This window comes from Pseudomonas californiensis, assembly GCF_021147775.1.
Taxonomy (GTDB): domain Bacteria; phylum Pseudomonadota; class Gammaproteobacteria; order Pseudomonadales; family Pseudomonadaceae; genus Aquipseudomonas; species Aquipseudomonas californiensis.
The window spans coordinates 169,508-185,006 of record NZ_JAGTPK010000006.1 but is presented as its reverse complement, the minus strand read 5'-3'; the positions used below and the strand labels follow the sequence as shown (position 1 = coordinate 185,006).

The following is a 15,499-nucleotide window of genomic DNA, read 5'->3' as shown; positions in this document are numbered from 1 at the left end:
GCGAGCGTGCCGCAAGGCTTTCACATCCCGGCGGCATCAATGTCGATCAGCAACAGGCGGTTGCCGTTGTCAAAAAACTGCCCGGCCGTCAGGCAATACTGGTTGCTGGTCGCGTCGCGATAGGTGTTCGACAGGGTCATCCGGCGTTCGTGCCAGCCTTCGGCAAGCAGGTGGTAGAAGTAAGGTCGCCAGGACCAGTTGTGGCCGACGTATCGGGTGTCGGCATGCCAGGCTCCCTCCCTCCATTCCATGTTTGGCGTGAGTTGGGTGCCATGCCGGTCGCATTGATAGAAGCGCAGTAACCAAGGGTACTCCTGCGGCTGCGGCAACTCACTGATCGAGGACTGGCTCTGCGCCCAGCGTTGCAGGCTGTCCATCAGCGTGCCCAGACTCAGGCGCAACTTCATTAGCTGCGCCCGTTCGGCTACCTTGCGCAATACATACCGATCGCGCAGAGCTGCGAACTGTTCAACAAACGCGTCGGCAGCAAAAAAATCCGTTTCACCTTTGGCGAACAAGTAGCCCTGCACGTAACGCGAGCCGCACTCGAGGGCGAAATGCAGCTCAGCCTCGGTTTCGACGCCCTCGGCGATAATCCAGCAGCCGGTTTTCTCTGCCATCTGGGCCAGCGCCTTGACTACATCACTGCTAGGGCCGCCTTTGGCCGCCGCCTGGAACAGCCTCATGTCCAGTTTGAGTATGTCCGGCTGCAGCGCCAGTACCCGGTCCAGTTGCGAATAGCCCGCGCCGAAATCATCAATCGCAATGCGCGCACCCGCCTGACGATAGCGCGTCACCACTTCCGCCAGGCGTCGAATATCGCCACCCAGCTCGGTGATTTCAAACACGATGCGTTCTGCGGGGACGTTGTGCTGCGCGAGTTGTGCGAGGCTGGGCAGCGCCTGTCCGGGACGCAGGCGGCTGATCCAGCGCGGCGACATGTTGATGCTGAGAAACCAGTCGTCCGGTGCTTCATGCAGTCGACTCAGGGCATGATCACGGATCTGCCTATCGATGCGCCGCAACTCTGCGGCAGGCGCATGCGGGTCATTGAACAAGGGGCCGACCGACTGGAGACGGCCTTCTTTGTCACGTACCCGTCCCAGCGCTTCGACCCCGGCAATGCGGCCCGTGGCTGTGTCTATGAACGGTTGAAAGCAGGCAAAGGGTTGCCCTTCAATCACGTAGCCCTCCTTATCGGAATCCTGGATGCAGACACGAAAACCCGTTGCGAAAACTCGCAACGGGTCCTGGATGTGGGGAGGGAGTTAGCAAGAATGCAGCCAACAGACCGGTCAGGGTTTGCGGGCGCGGTTCTGCAGGGCAATTCTGATAAGGGGCGTCAAGGTGATGCCCAGTTTGATGATTCGGCCCAGGAAACTGGTCCGTCCGGTCTTGACGCGCTTTCCGCTGAGAAAGCCCATCAAGGCGACCGAGCCCACTCCCCAGAGGGGAGCGTGTCTCAAGCCAAGGGCGCTTTTCCAGTCATGACGAATGCCGCGAAAACGTTGCAGCGGTTGCAGGATATGCGTCGATTCATGACGTATTTCCTGACGGTGCATTTCCATGCGCAGTCTGATCAACGCCTTGCGCAGTTCACGTCGGGTGTTTCCCTGGTGAGATTTCGGTTCACTCATGGCATCAGTCGCTCACGGTCGTTGGCCAGTTCTTCAAGCGTTGCATGAAACGGCGAAGACTCATCGAATATGGCGGCTTTCAGACGCAACCCGCAGAATACGGCGGCCAGGAAGTAGAACGTACACAGACCCACAATCCCGGCCAGGCGGTAGCTGTCCCACAACACGATCAGCAGCAATGCAGACAGCCCCGTCAGCAGCAACAGACCGAAGACCAGTGCCAGCCCTGCGAACAGCAGGAGGCTGACGGTGCGCGCTTTCTGTTCTTGCAGTTCGATGCCGAACAATTCGACGTGGCTGTGCAGCAGGCCCAGAAAGGCGGCACCGAGGCGCCGCGGTGATGAGCCCTGATCCGCCTTGGGCGGACCCGATTCTGTTCCCAATGTCATATTTTAGCGCCTTGTAGCCAGCAGGCCGATCAAAAAGCCAACACCGGCGGCAATGCCCACCGATTGCCATGGGTTGTTCTGCACGTATTCTTCGGTCGCAACAACGGCCGCTTCACCGCGCTCACGCAACGACTCTTCAGTCGACTTCAGCGTCTCTTTGGCACGCAGGAGACTTTCATGAATCTGGGCGCGCAACTCGTCTGCCTGATCACCTGCCAATGTGGCGGTATGGGCGAGCAGCTTTTCGGTATCGGCGACCAGGACCTGGAAGTCTGCCATCAAGATTTCCTGAGCATTCTGAGCGGTATGGCGAGGCATGGTTTTCTCCGTTTGGTGGCGTATGAGGGTTTCGAGTACAGAGGATTGGCTAAGGTTCATTTCAATTGCTGCGCCGCTTGCAAGTGAGCGCTGGTACAGCTTTTGCTTCTCCTTGGTGCGCCATGGAGGGCGCTCGCGCCAAGTCGGCGCGTGAGTTCAAGTGTTGCCTCAGCAACCATACTCCATAACCATAAAATACAAGAAAAACCCAAAGTCCATCACGCGGCGTTACAGGCTCGCCTGGAGCGATTCGGTGGTCCTGCTTTGCTCTTTGTTGCGCAATGTTGGTGCGTGCCGAGTGTGGCTGTGCTGCTTTGGTGCTTTTTCGATACTTGCAGGTCTGCCCTCCGATGGAAAATTTATCTAGCGCCGTGAACACTTTGGTTCACAGCTCCAACACCTTGTTTTTGTTGCTGGGTGCCGTGATGGTGCTGGCAATGCACGCTGGCTTCGCCTTCCTGGAGGTCGGGACGGTCCGCCAGAAAAATCAGGTCAATGCGTTATCCAAGATCCTCAGCGACTTCGCGGTCTCGACTCTGGCGTATTTCTTTATAGGCTACTGGATCTCCTATGGCGTGAGTTTCATGCAGCCAGCAGCTGTCATCAGCGCCGATCATGGCTACAGTCTGGTCAAATTTTTCTTCCTGCTGACCTTTGCTGCCGCCATCCCGGCGATCATCTCGGGCGGTATCGCAGAGCGCGCACGTTTTGCGCCGCAGCTCTGCGCAACCGTGCTGATTGTCGCGTTCGTGTATCCCTTTTTTGAAGGCGTGGTGTGGAACGGCAATCTGGGTCTGCAGGGCTGGTTGCAGGCGACCTTTGGTGCGGGTTTCCACGACTTTGCGGGTTCGGTGGTGGTCCATGCAATGGGCGGCTGGCTGGCGCTGGCCGCGGTTCTGCTGCTGGGGCCGCGTAACGGGCGTTATCGCGATGGTCGTCTGGTGGCGTATCCGCCTTCCAGCATCCCGTTTCTGGCCTTGGGTTCGTGGATTCTCATCGTCGGCTGGTTCGGCTTCAACGTCATGAGCGCGCAAACCCTGCAAGGGCTGAGCGGATTGGTCGCGGTCAACTCGCTGATGGCTATGGTCGGAGGAACTGTCGCGGCACTGATCGTCGGTCGCAACGATCCGGGCTTTCTGCACAACGGCCCGCTGGCCGGTCTGGTTGCCATTTGTGCCGGTTCCGATGTGATGCATCCGGTCGGCGCGTTGGTGACCGGGGCGATTGCCGGTGTGCTGTTTGTCTGGTGTTTCACCGCCGCGCAGGTGCGCTGGAAAATCGACGATGTGTTGGGTGTCTGGCCGTTGCATGGCCTGTGCGGCGTGTGGGGCGGGATCGCGTGCGGCATTTTTGGTCAGACGGCATTCGGTGGTCTGGGTGGCGTGAGCATGATCAGTCAACTGATCGGCACTGCCCTTGGCGTGGTAGTGGCGTTGATCGGCGGCTTTGTGGTGTACGGCGCAATCCGTGCGGTGGTCGGGCTGCGGCTGACTCAGGAACAGGAGTATTACGGGGCGGACCTGTCCATTCACAAGATCGGGGCAGTCAGTCAGGATTGATGGAAGTGTCATAGCTGTTGCCGGCTATGCTCTACTGCATGCAAGGAGCTGCGCGCAGAGGCTGTCGCGCGGCACGTCTCGTGATTCTGGAAGTATCGACGCCGTCCGTGAACGCGTCGGTCAGTGGTGGAGATCGGCATGGAGCGGCTGTATTCCCTGCAAGGGCTAAGGGGCGTTGCAGTCCTGGGTGTGGTGTTGTTTCACATGATGTCGGTGGAGTCGAAATTCTCGGGGGGCGATATTCTGCTGCCGCCGTTCCTTGATTTCTTTCAGTTGGGCGTGGACCTGTTTTTTGTGATCAGCGGCTTTGTGATGGTCATTGTCAGCCGTGGCCGCTTTCAGCGCAGTACCGAGGCAAAACGCTTTCTGTTCAACCGTGTGTCACGGATTTATCCGACTTACTGGTTGTACTTTTTCATCACCCTGGCGGTGTATCTGGTTCAGCCAGGTATGGTCAACAGCGGCCACGGATCGTCCAATCTGCTGATGTCTTTCCTGCTGCTGCCCAACGACAAGGTCCTGCTGGTAATGGTCGCCTGGTCGTTGGTGTTCGAGCTGTGGTTCTACGTGATGTTCACCGGCTTCCTGCTGTTCAAGGAACGAGGCCTGCCGCTGCTGCTGGGTGGCTGGGCACTGGTCATCGTTGTGTTCAATGCACTGCAGAACTGGCAGGACTATGGCGCTGCCTGGAAGATCATTCTTCACCCGTACTCGCTTGAATTCATCGTGGGCGCCGCACTGGCCTTGTTCTTTTACAGCCGCCACAGCGCGCGAATTCCGACGTCGGCGGTTTGTGCCTTGCTGGGTATCGCCTTGCTGGTGGGCATCCCGCTGATCGGCGCCTATCGTCTGTATGACAGTCAGGATCTGCTACGCATGTTCAGCGTGGGTGGCACGTTCGGGTTGCTGGTGCTGACTCTGGCACTTCTGGAACGACGCAACCTGATTGGCGTGCCGAACGCTCTGGTCGCGGTTGGCGACATGTCTTACACCGTCTACCTCTCCCATCTGTTGGTACTGGGTGTCATCGGGCGAGTCTGGAGCGTATTAGGCGCCCACCCCGAGAGTCTGCTGGATAACCTGCTTTTCGCCGTGCTGATGATGGCGGCGGCGGTATGCTACGGCTGGGTGGGATACCGCTGTTTCGAGAAGCCGGTGCTGGATCGGGCCAATGTATTCAGCAAGCGGTATTTCAGAAACGAAGCGACACGGGTGGGCGCATGACAGACCGCCGTGTGCCTCGACGTCCAGTCAGGCCAGGTCTAGAATCATCTCTGGTCTGATTCACGCCCTGTCGAGGATGCATATGCCTCCTGAATGCCAACTGTTCGGTACCCTGGGTTGTCACCTCTGTGAAATCGCCGAGGCCGTGCTGCTGCCCTTTGTCGACGAGCATGGTTTGCTGGTTGAGCGGGTAGACATCTGCGAGGATGAGCGGCTGCTCGAACGCTACGAACTGCGCATTCCTGTGTTGCGGCGCATAGACACCGGGGAAGAGCTCGACTGGCCGTTCGATACTCCACAATTGGCGTCGTTCCTGAGCCACTGATCCGCTTTCTCCCTCTCGACCCAAGGCCAGACGCGCATTGAATATCGATACTCGAATCAAGTTCCGCCATTTGGTGTGCTTTCTTGAAGTGGCGCGCCAGGGCAGTCTGGCTCGGGCATCCGATGCGCTGTCGATCAGCCAGCCTGCGCTGTCCAAAAGCCTCAAGGAGCTGGAAACGCTCTTGGCCACGACGCTGTTCGTGCGTAGCAAGAGTGGCGCGGCGTTGACCGAGGCGGGCGTCGCCTTCATGCGTTTTGCCGGGCCCAGCGTGCAGGCGCTGCGAGAGGGCGTCAGCAGTTTGCGGTCCGGTGAGCATGAAACGGTCACTGCACGGCTGGGCGTTCTCTCAACCGCTGAAAGCCTGCTGGTGCCCGAGGTGGTCAACCGTCTGCATGCGCGACATCCTGCGCTGATTGTCAGCGTGATGACGGGGCCCAGCGCCTACCTGCTTTCACAATTGAGAGTCGGAGAGCTGGACCTGGTGGTCGGGCGCATGACCGACAGCCCGCAGATTCAAGGCCTGACCTTCGAGCATCTGTACAACGAATCGATGACGCTGGTGGTGCGTCGTGATCATCCGCTGCTTGCCGCGCCGCTCAAGCGCGAGAGTCTGGAGCATTTCCCGTTGGTACTGCCTTTGGCGGGTACCACTATCCGTAAATTCGCCGACAGCCTGTTTGTGCAGTGCGGTATCCAGCCGCCACGTCAACGGCTGGAAACGCTGTCGCTCACGCTTAGCCGCCGCTATGTGCAGTGCAGCAATGCCATCTGGATCGCTCCGCTGGACGCCGTTCTTGAGGAGCTTAAAAGCGGCGCACTGGTCGAGCTGGACATGGGCATCCGCGAGCCCGGCGGTTCGGTCGGTCTTTGCAGCAACCCGGCGTTGCCGCTGACACGCGCGGCGCAATGGTGTGTAGACGAATTGAGAGGTGTAGGGGAGGCGTACCGCGACGGGCGATATCCATAACCAAATGGTTATGGATGATAGGGTTCTTTTCATTTCTGGATGAAGCAGGGATGCGCGACACTTCGCCGCAGCCTGTAGCGCATGTGATCTACGCCTGCGCCCTCATAAGAAAAACAAGGAGAACGCCATGTCTGTTGCGGACAATAGCCGCTTCGTCATTCGTGATCGTAATTGGCACCCCAAAGCGTTGACCCCGGATTACAAGACCTCGATTCTGCGCTCGCCGCGCCAGGCGCTGGTCAGCATTCCTCAGTCCATTTCGGAAACCTCCGGCCCGGACTTCTCGCACCTGAAGTTCGGCCAGCACGACAATGACCTGCTGCTCAACTTCAACAACGGCGGCTTGCCCATTGGTGAGCGCATTCTGATTGCAGGCCGCGTGTGCGATCAGTACGGAAAACCGGTTCCCCATACGCTTGTGGAGATCTGGCAGGCCAACGCCGGTGGCCGCTATCGTCACAAGCGCGACGCATATCTTGCGCCGATCGACCCCAACTTCGGCGGTGTGGGCCGTGCGTTGACCGACAGTGAAGGCAATTACAGTTTTCGCACCGTCAAACCCGGTCCTTACCCTTGGCGCAACGGCCCTAACGACTGGCGTCCGGCGCATGTCCACGTCTCGGTCAGTGGGCCGTCGATTGCAACACGCCTGATTACCCAGCTGTATTTCGAAGGTGACCCGCTGATCCCGATCTGTCCGATCGTGAAGTCGATTACCGACCCCGAAGCCGTCCAGAGTCTCATTGCACGGCTTGATCTGGCGATGGGCAACCCGATGGATTGTCTGGCGTATCGCTTTGATATCGTGCTGCGCGGCCAGCGCAAGACACACTTCGAAAACTGCTGAGGAGGTCCACAATGCCCGTTCAATTGCTGCAGGAAACCCCCTCACAGACTGCCGGTCCCTACGTGCACATCGGCCTTGCTCCACAAGTTGCTGGTAACCCGACCCGCGAGCTGGAGATCTGGAACGACATGGCCAGGCCCGGCTCGCCGGGTGAGCATATCGTGTTGTTGGGCAATGTGTTCGATGGCAATGGCCACCTGATCCGTGACGCCTATCTGGAATTCTGGCAGGCCGACCAGGACGGTGCTTACCACAGCGAATACGATCCGTCCCGTCCGTTCAATGGCTTTGGTCGTACTGCCACCGCAGACGATGGACAGTGGATTCTGAAGACCATCAAACCTGGCTCGACAAGCAATGCAGCCGGTGTGCCCATGGCATCGCACATCAACGTTTCGCTGTTTGCACGCGGGATCAACATCCACCTGCAAACGCGGCTGTATTTCGAAGACGAGATTGAGGCCAACACCGTTGACCCGGTCCTCAACCTGATCGAGCAGCCAGCCCGTCGTGAAACGCTGATTGCCCGGCGTTGCACCGTGGACGGTCAACCGGCCTATCGTTTCGACATTCGCGTACAAGGTGAAGGCGAGACCGTTTTTTTCGATTTCTAAACTGCAATTCATGGAAGTTGTTGGTGTGCGTCACCCGTGGTCTGTACACGCAGGCGACGTGATGAAAACAAGACCTATAAAAATAAAAGGAAACTTCAATGACGCTTTCGACTGGCGCGGCGGCCAAGGGCACGCTGGATGTTCAGGCTTTCATCAATGCCCAGCCCTTGTCCGGGTATCAGTGGCGGATCGTGGCGCTGTGCTTTCTGATCGTGTTTCTTGACGGTCTGGACACTGCTGCGATGGGCTTCATCGCACCTGCTCTGAGTCAGGACTGGGGTATTGACCGGGCAAGCCTGGGACCCGTGATGAGCGCGGCGCTGATCGGTATGGTCTTCGGCGCACTGGGTTCGGGCCCGCTCGCGGACCGTTTTGGTCGCAAGGTGGTGTTGGTGGTCGCGGTCTTCCTGTTTGGTCTGTTCAGCCTGGCATCGGCTTACAGCACCAACCTTGATCAACTGCTGGTGTTGCGATTGCTGACCGGGCTCGGCCTGGGTGCGGCAATGCCCAATGCCACCACGCTGCTGTCGGAATATACGCCCGAGCGCCTCAAGTCGCTTCTGGTGACCAGCATGTTTTGCGGGTTCAACCTGGGCATGGCGTGCGGCGGCTTTGTGTCGGCCAAGCTGATTCCCAGCATGGGTTGGCACAGTCTGTTGATGCTGGGCGGCGTCCTGCCCCTGATCCTGGCAGTGGTGTTGCTGATCTGGCTGCCGGAGTCGGCGCGATTTTTGGTGGTACGTAATCGCGGTGCCGAGCGTATCCGCAAGGTGCTGGCACCTATTGCGCCGCTGGAAGTGGCCAAGGTCAGCGAGTTCAGTGTCCCCGAGCAGAAAACTGTCAGCAGCCGCAACGTTCTGAAGGTGATTTTCTCCGGTACGTACAGCGCAGGCACGCTGCTGCTGTGGGTGACCTATTTCATGGGCCTGGTAATTGTCTACCTGCTGACCAGCTGGTTGCCGACCCTGATGCGTGACAGTGGCGCGAGCATGGAGCAATCGGCATTCATTGGCGCATTGTTCCAGTTTGGGGGTGTGCTCAGCGCCGTCGGTGTCGGCTGGGCGATGGACCGTTACAACCCGCACAAGGTCATAGGCCTGGCTTATGCGTTGGCCGGTGTGTTCGCCTGGCTGGTCGGCCAGAGTCTGGGTAACGTGGCCGTGCTGGCAACGCTGGTGCTGGTGGCGGGCATGTGCATCAACGGTGCGCAATCGGCCATGCCCTCGCTGGCAGCCCGTTTTTACCCCACTCAAGGGCGTGCGACCGGCGTTTCGTGGATGCTGGGCATCGGCAGGTTTGGCGCGATCCTGGGTGCCTGGGCCGGGGCAACGCTGCTGGGGTTGGGCTGGACGTTTGAGCAAGTTCTGACAGCGCTGGTCGTTCCTGCAGCATTGGCGGCGATCGCGATCCTGATCAAGGGCTGGGTCAGCCATTCGGACGCTACCTGAAACCTTTCAATCTGGAGCAGTGATGTGAACAGACCGAGCAATCAATTATTCGATGCCTATTTCAGTCAACCTGAAATGAGCGTGATTTTCTCGGATCAAGGGCGCGTACAAGGCATGCTCGACTTTGAGGCTGCGCTGGCTCGGGCCGAGGCACGTGTGGGCCTGATTCCGCAGAGCGTCGTCGCTGATATCGAGGCGGGTTGTCGCGCCGAACTGTTCGATTTTGACGAGCTGGCGATTGCGATTGGCAGCGCTGGCAACTCTGCGATTCCGTTGGTCAAGGCATTGGGCAAGCAAATCGCTGCGCGCAATACCGAAGCCGAGCGGTATGTGCACATGGGCGCCACCAGCCAGGATGTGATGGACAGCGGGTTGGTCCTGCAAGTGCGACGCGCCATCGGCTTGCTCGACGGCGATCTTGCACTGCTGGGCACGGCGCTTGCCGAGCAGGCCCAGCGTCATGCCGGTACACCGTTGGCCGGGCGCACCTGGCTGCAACAGGCAACACCCGTCACGCTGGGCATGAAAATCGCTGGCTGGCTGGGTGCCGTGACCCGTCATCGTCAACGCTTGCAGGAGCTCAAGCCACGCGTGCTGTGCCTGCAGTTCGGTGGCGCGTCCGGCAGCCTTGCAGCGCTGGGTGATCAGGCGTTTGCCGTGGCGCAGGCGCTGGCCGACGAGTTGGGTCTGGTGCTGCCCGAACAGCCGTGGCACACGCAACGCGACCGTCTGGTCGAGTTCGCCAGCCTGCTGGGCATGATCGCTGGAAGCCTGGGCAAGCTGGGGCGTGATGTGAGCCTGTTGATGCAGACCGAAGTGGGTGAAGTCTTTGAGCCTTCGGCACCCGGTAAAGGAGGCTCGTCTACCATGCCGCACAAACGCAACCCGGTAGGGGCAGCCGTCATGATCAGCGCCGCGACCCGTACGCCGGGGCTGGTTGCCACGATGTTGGCTGCCATGCCGCAGGAACATGAACGCAGTCTGGGTCTGTGGCATGCCGAGTGGGAGACCTTGCCGCAACTCTGCTGCCTGGTGTCTGGCTCGCTGCAACAGGCGTTGCAAGTGGTGCCTGGGCTGGAGGTGGATGAGCAGCGGATGCTCGTCAATCTGGAATCCACCCAGGGTCTGGTGCTGGCTGAAGCCGTCAGTATCGCGCTGGCCCAGCGAATCGGTCGCGATGCAGCGCACCACCTGATCGAGCAAAGCTGCCGCCGTGCGGTGGAGCAGGGCGCCCATTTGCGTCAAGTGCTGGGCGAAACCGCTCAGGTCACAGAGCAACTTTCTTCCGACGAGCTGGATCGACTGCTGGATCCGGCCCATTACCTTGGCCAGGCCCGACGTTGGGTCGAACGCGCTGTGGCTGAACACACAAGGATTACGCAATGACCGAAGACGAACGTTACCAAGCCGGCATGCAAGTGCGTCGCGCGGTGCTGGGCGACACACATGTCGATAACAGCCTGAGCAAGCTGACGCCGTTCAACGAAGAGTTTCAGGAAATGATCACGCGCCACGCCTGGGGCGATATCTGGACGCGTCCGGGTCTGCCTCGCCACACGCGCAGCCTGATCACCATTGCCATGCTGATCGGCATGAACCGCGAGGGTGAGCTGCGCCTTCATCTCAAGGCGGCGAAGAACAACGGCGTGACCCGCGAGGAAATCAAGGAGGTGTTGATGCAGAGCGCCATTTACTGCGGCATACCGGCGGCCAATGCGACCTTTCACCTGGCAGAGTCGGTATGGGATGAAATGGGTGTGGAGTCGCTGAATACCGATTGATCTCAAGACACAGACTTTTGTGTCGCACTTACCCAAACGCCGCCGCAATGTCGAACTGCGGCGGCGTTTTTTACGTGACGCGGCAGGTCAGAGCAGGGACAACGGGTAGCTCACAATCACGCGGTTTTCGTCGAACTGGTTGGTGCTGTAGTCGCGACGCATGGTCGAGTTACGCCACTTGAGTGACAGGCTCTTGAACGCGCCGCTCTGGAACACATAGGCCAGCTCGGTTTCGCGCGCCCATTCTTCGCCATCGGTGATGGCACCGGTGTGCACATTTTCGCCGCTGATGTAACGATTCATGAGGGTCAGCCCAGGCACGCCCAGACCGGCAAAGTCGTAGTCGTGGCGCAGTTGCCAGGATTTTTCGCGGGCGTTGTCGAAGCTGGAGTTGTAGCTGTCGTTGGCCAGCGTACCGCCGCTGGTGCCATTGACTCGCATCCAGGCGCTGTCACCGCTGACCTTCTGCAAGCCGACGTAGAATGTGTTGCCGCCATTGCGAGCGGACAGCAGTGCGGACCAGGTCTTGTTGTCCAGATCACCCGCCAGCGACCGGCCATCGTCCTTGCCCGTGAAGTAGCCGAGGTTGGCACCCAGGGTCCAGCTGCCCAGCGGCTGGCTGTGCAGCAGGTTGAAATATTGTTGGTGATAGATGTCTTCGAGTTCGGCGTACCACACACCGACCTGCGTGCGTTTTTCGTTGAAACTGTATTCGCCGCCGCCGAAGTTGAAGCGGTCCGAGGTGAACGCGGCGCGGCCGTTCATGGACATGTCCTCCATGCTGGCATCATTGCGCGTGCTGTTGGCGCGGAACTGCCCGCCGTACAGCGTCAGGCCGTCGATTTCCTTCGAGGTGATCTGCCCGCCACGAAAGGTCTGCGGCAGCGAACGACCATCGTCCGAGCGCAGGATCGGCAGCACCGGCATCCACTCGCCAATCTTCAGTTCGGTTTTCGAGAAGCGCGCCTTGCCTGCTATTGCCAGACGTCCAAAGTCATCAGCCGGGCGGCCATCACTGTGTATTGGCAGCAATTGTGTGCCACCGGTGCCTTTGCCACCGTCCAGTTTTAGCGAGTACAGGCCCAGTGCGTCCACGCCGAAACCGACCGTGCCCTGTGTAAAGCCTGAGCGCGCATCGAGGATGAAGTTCTGCGTCCATTCCTCGGCATAATTCTGCGCGTTGGCCGGGTCTACAAAGTTGCGGTTGATGTAGAAGTTGCGTAGGTTCAAATTCACTTTGGCATCATCGACAAAACCTGCCGCGTGCCCGACGGTGGGTGTGAGAGTAGCGGCAATGGCTGCTGAAAGACCGCAGACGAAGGTGCAGGAAGCGTTCATGCGCATGGATATGGACCTTTTTTTGTAATTATCGAGTCGACGAAGCTGGCTGCGATATTGAGAGGCGCAAGACCCGTCTGCAATTGCGAAACACATGTTTTGGGCGATTATCGAACGTTAATGAACCGGTTCGAACATTTTGTCGGGGACGCTGCGTACGCTTGCTGCGAAGCTCATGTCGCCTGCCTGCGCAGGACTTTTTTACCGCTCCAGTCGCCTTCCGAGGGCGTGAGTTCAACCATCAGACACTTTGAGTAAGGAAGCCCGATGAGCACTGCCAGCACGCCCCTGTCCGGCGTCAATCAACCCCTCAAGGGGATTGGCTTCATTCTTCTGGCCACTTTCCTGTTTGCCAGTCACGACACGCTGTCCAAGTACCTGTCCGGCTTCTATCCGATCGTGCTCGTGGTCTGGGCGCGGTACGTAGTGCACACCTTGCTGATGGCGTGCATATTCATGCCGTCCTCCGGGTTGCGCGTGCTGCGCACCAAACGGCCGGGCTTGCAGGCCTTGCGTGCGCTTGCCCTGTTGGGCACCAGCCTGTTTTTCACCAGCAGCCTGATGTTCATCCCACAGGCCGAGGCTACGGCCGTCAACTTTCTTGCACCGCTGTTGGTCACTGCGCTGTCTGTGCCTTTGCTCAAGGAACGCGTCACCCGGGGTCAGTGGATTGCAGTGATCGTCGGGTTCATGGGGGTGATGATCATCATTCACCCGGGCGGTGAATTGTTCACGCCTGCGATTCTGCTGCCGCTGACCTCTGCGCTGTGCTTTGCCCTCTATCAACTGCTGACCCGTCTGGTGAGCCCTTACGACAGCCCGACCACCAGCAATTTCTTCGCCGGGCTGTTCAACACGCTGGTGATGAGCGCCTTGGTGCCGTTCTTCTGGGAAGTACCCGCACTCAAGCACCTGCCGTTTCTGTTGGCGTTGGGGGCGTGTGGCATGTCAGCGCACCTGCTGCTGACCCAGGCCTTCCGCTTCGCTGCACCGGCCATGCTGGCGCCGTTCAGTTACTGTCAGATCGTGTTTGCAGGCTTGTTGGGGTTCATCGTCTTCGATCACATGCCATCGCCGACGGCCCAGGCCGGTATCGCGATCATCTGTCTCAGCGGCCTGGCTGCAGCCTGGCAGCAACGACGCAAGGGCGGCTGAGAATCGGTGTCCCTCGTGCTCTGCGCTGGCTCTGGAGTGAGCGGTTAGCTGCTTCGCGGAAACAGTGCTCAACACCCGGCGGTGAGGACGTTATTGTTTCTCCAGGGCAAAGATTACGCCCCGCATGTGTAAACGTTGTGTTGCCGGGGTTCTGACATGAAAAAGCCCGGTCATCACCATGACCGGGCTTTGTGCAACGCTACCGCCCCCTCATTCGTTAAGGTCCGGAACCTTGCGAGGTGCCATGAAGTACAGCCAGATCAGCGCGATGAAGTACATCGCCGGAATCATGGTGAACAGCACGTTGTAATTGTTGTTGGTGGCGGTCAACACAGCGCCGACGATCTGGGTCATGAACATCCCGCCAATCGCCGCGCACATCCCGCCGAAGCCAAATACGGTGCTCATCATGTGCTTGGGTGTGTAGTCCATCACCAGGCTCCAGATGTTGGCCGTCCAGGCCTGGTGCGCCCCCACTGCCAGCGAGATCGCCAGCACTGCAACCCACAGGCCGCTGGCGTTGGCAGCAAACACCACGCTGCAGATGGTGATGGCAAAGATCAGCATCGACAGCAGGCGCGCCCTGGTTGCCCGCATGCCACGGCCGATCAGCCAGGAAGACAGAATGCCGCCACCCACGCTGCCGAAGTCAGCGGTCAGCCAGATCAGGATCAGCGGGATACCCATTTGGGTCACGCTGATGCCCAGGTTGTATTGCTGATTGAGGAACGGCGGCAGCCAGTACAGGTAGAACCAGAACACCGGCGCGGTAATCGCGTAGGCCAGGGCGAATGCCCAGGTGCCGCGCATTTTCAGGATGCCCGAAAACGGAACCTTGACCGGTGCTGGCTCGACTTCCTGATTGATGTAATCCAGTTCGCTTTTGCTGACGGTCGGGTGTTCTTCAGGGTTGTAGTACTTCAGGCGCCACATGATGACCCAGATCACGCCCAGCGAGCCCATCGCTACGAACGCAGCCTGCCAGCCCCAGACGGTGAGAATCAGCGGCAAAAGAGCCGGTGTCAGCATCGCGCCGACGTTGGTGCCGGCGTTGAAAATGCCGGTCGCCACAGCACGCTCGCCAGCCGGGAACCACAGGCGAGTGGTCTTGACGCAGGCCGGGTAGTTGGCCGCTTCGGTCAGGCCCAGAATGAACCGGCAGACCATGAAGCCAACGGCCGAGGTCGCCAGACCATGCGCGCCGGTAGCGAGGCTCCAGAGCAGTACAGCGAGGAAAAAGGCACGCTTTACACCGACCCGGTCAATGAACCGGCCTTGCAGCACGAAGCCGACTGCATAACCCACCTGGAACCAGAAGTTGATGTTGGCGTAATCCATCGCCGTCCAGCTCATTTCTTTGGCGAGGATCGGCTGCATGACGCCAAGTGCTGCCCGGTCGATGTAATTCAGGGTGGTGGCGAAAAACACCAGGGCGAGCATGCCCCAGCGAGTCTTGCCCACGGCAAGTGCGCCGCGAATCTTTTCGCCCATCCCGGCACGGGCGGCCTGGGCGACAGGGTTGGTCTGGGTATTGAGCATAATGTTCTAACCATCCGTTCCAAGACTGTGCTGCTTGCGACAGTCGGACTGAGAAGTCCACTCGATTCAGGCGTCATGCATGCAAAGTGACTTCGTTGAACCATAATTCGAACGCCGCAAGGCGGGGCGTTATCGAGACGATTCTACAGACAGGCAATTCACGGCCGGGGCCTTTCGAGTGCGCTGGATTTTTTTCAGGCGACGCGAACCGATAGCTGGCTTGTGGCCAGAGACAGTCGTCGATTCTTGAGGTCCGGATGACGGATAGATGAACTGGCGAGCGGAGCGAAGAGGGTGCACATGAGCAATGTTCCTGTTTTTTGAATTGTTATGGGTTGCTGCTGATGAAACGCGAATC

General features: G+C 59.2%; 16 protein-coding genes. 10 read left to right on the top strand and 6 right to left on the bottom strand.

The window, feature by feature from the left end; all coding sequences use genetic code 11:
* Positions 1-20 precede the first annotated feature (20 nt).
* The 4 genes from KDX37_RS08220 to KDX37_RS08205 all read right to left on the bottom strand — a co-directional run bounded on the left by KDX37_RS08220 (position 21) and on the right by KDX37_RS08205 (position 2,344).
* Entirely contained in the window at positions 21-1,184 is a 1,164-nt protein-coding gene (locus KDX37_RS08220) for an EAL domain-containing protein (protein WP_231652178.1), read from the bottom strand.
* 111 nt (positions 1,185-1,295) lie between these two features.
* Positions 1,296-1,637, bottom strand: coding sequence for a hypothetical protein (locus KDX37_RS08215; RefSeq protein WP_231652177.1), 342 nt, complete (start codon positions 1,635-1,637; stop codon positions 1,296-1,298).
* Positions 1,634-2,026: a phage holin family protein gene (locus tag KDX37_RS08210; protein WP_231652176.1), complete on the bottom strand. Its 393-nt coding sequence runs from the start codon at positions 2,024-2,026 to the stop codon at positions 1,634-1,636. Before KDX37_RS08210 ends, KDX37_RS08215 begins: the two co-directional genes overlap by 4 nt.
* A gap of 3 nt (positions 2,027-2,029) precedes the next feature.
* Positions 2,030-2,344, bottom strand: a complete 315-nt coding sequence (locus KDX37_RS08205; protein ID WP_231652175.1) for a DUF883 family protein — start codon at positions 2,342-2,344, stop codon at positions 2,030-2,032.
* A 350-nt stretch (positions 2,345-2,694) separates the two neighbouring features.
* On the opposite strand from KDX37_RS08205, the gene KDX37_RS08200 reads away from it, so the two are divergent.
* The 9 genes from KDX37_RS08200 to pcaC all read left to right on the top strand — a co-directional run bounded on the left by KDX37_RS08200 (position 2,695) and on the right by pcaC (position 11,109).
* Positions 2,695-3,903, top strand: coding sequence for an ammonium transporter (locus KDX37_RS08200; RefSeq protein WP_231652174.1), 1,209 nt, complete (start codon positions 2,695-2,697; stop codon positions 3,901-3,903).
* A 138-nt stretch (positions 3,904-4,041) separates the two neighbouring features.
* Positions 4,042-5,127 carry an acyltransferase family protein gene (locus KDX37_RS08195; protein WP_231652173.1) on the top strand — a complete coding sequence of 362 codons (1,086 nt, stop codon included), beginning with the start codon at positions 4,042-4,044 and terminating at the stop codon, positions 5,125-5,127.
* A gap of 76 nt (positions 5,128-5,203) precedes the next feature.
* Positions 5,204-5,452: a glutaredoxin family protein gene (locus KDX37_RS08190; protein WP_231652172.1), complete on the top strand. Its 249-nt coding sequence runs from the start codon at positions 5,204-5,206 to the stop codon at positions 5,450-5,452.
* Positions 5,453-5,489: 37 nt separating this feature from the next.
* A complete protein-coding gene (gene pcaQ, locus KDX37_RS08185; protein ID WP_231652171.1) occupies positions 5,490-6,419 on the top strand; it encodes a pca operon transcription factor PcaQ in 930 nt (309 codons plus the stop codon).
* A 127-nt stretch (positions 6,420-6,546) separates the two neighbouring features.
* On the top strand, positions 6,547-7,266 hold the full coding sequence (gene pcaH, locus KDX37_RS08180; RefSeq protein WP_231652170.1) for a protocatechuate 3,4-dioxygenase subunit beta: 720 nt from the start codon (positions 6,547-6,549) through the stop codon (positions 7,264-7,266).
* Between the two features lie 11 nt (positions 7,267-7,277).
* Positions 7,278-7,880 carry a protocatechuate 3,4-dioxygenase subunit alpha gene (pcaG, locus tag KDX37_RS08175; protein WP_231652169.1) on the top strand — a complete coding sequence of 201 codons (603 nt, stop codon included), beginning with the start codon at positions 7,278-7,280 and terminating at the stop codon, positions 7,878-7,880.
* Positions 7,881-7,978: 98 nt separating this feature from the next.
* Entirely contained in the window at positions 7,979-9,328 is a 1,350-nt protein-coding gene (locus KDX37_RS08170; RefSeq protein ID WP_231652168.1) for an MFS transporter, read from the top strand.
* A 9-nt stretch (positions 9,329-9,337) separates the two neighbouring features.
* The gene (locus tag KDX37_RS08165) at positions 9,338-10,714 is read left to right on the top strand and encodes a 3-carboxy-cis,cis-muconate cycloisomerase (protein WP_319941679.1); all 1,377 of its coding nucleotides are present in this window, start codon (positions 9,338-9,340) and stop codon (positions 10,712-10,714) included.
* Positions 10,711-11,109, top strand: a complete 399-nt coding sequence (gene pcaC / locus KDX37_RS08160; RefSeq protein ID WP_231652167.1) for a 4-carboxymuconolactone decarboxylase — start codon at positions 10,711-10,713, stop codon at positions 11,107-11,109. Before KDX37_RS08165 ends, pcaC begins: the two co-directional genes overlap by 4 nt.
* Before the next feature lie 87 nt (positions 11,110-11,196).
* Here the strand turns inward: pcaC and KDX37_RS08155 are convergent, their stop codons facing one another.
* The gene (locus KDX37_RS08155; RefSeq protein ID WP_231652166.1) at positions 11,197-12,453 is read right to left on the bottom strand and encodes an OprD family porin; all 1,257 of its coding nucleotides are present in this window, start codon (positions 12,451-12,453) and stop codon (positions 11,197-11,199) included.
* Positions 12,454-12,714: 261 nt separating this feature from the next.
* Here KDX37_RS08155 and KDX37_RS08150 point away from each other — a divergent pair, with 261 nt between their 5' ends.
* Positions 12,715-13,602, top strand: coding sequence for a DMT family transporter (locus tag KDX37_RS08150; RefSeq protein ID WP_231652165.1), 888 nt, complete (start codon positions 12,715-12,717; stop codon positions 13,600-13,602).
* A 210-nt stretch (positions 13,603-13,812) separates the two neighbouring features.
* On the opposite strand, the gene KDX37_RS08145 is transcribed toward KDX37_RS08150, so the two are convergent.
* Positions 13,813-15,141 (bottom strand): MFS transporter, encoded by a 1,329-nt coding sequence (locus KDX37_RS08145; protein ID WP_231652164.1) that lies wholly within the window; start codon positions 15,139-15,141, stop codon positions 13,813-13,815.
* Between the last annotated feature and the right edge of the window lie 358 nt (positions 15,142-15,499).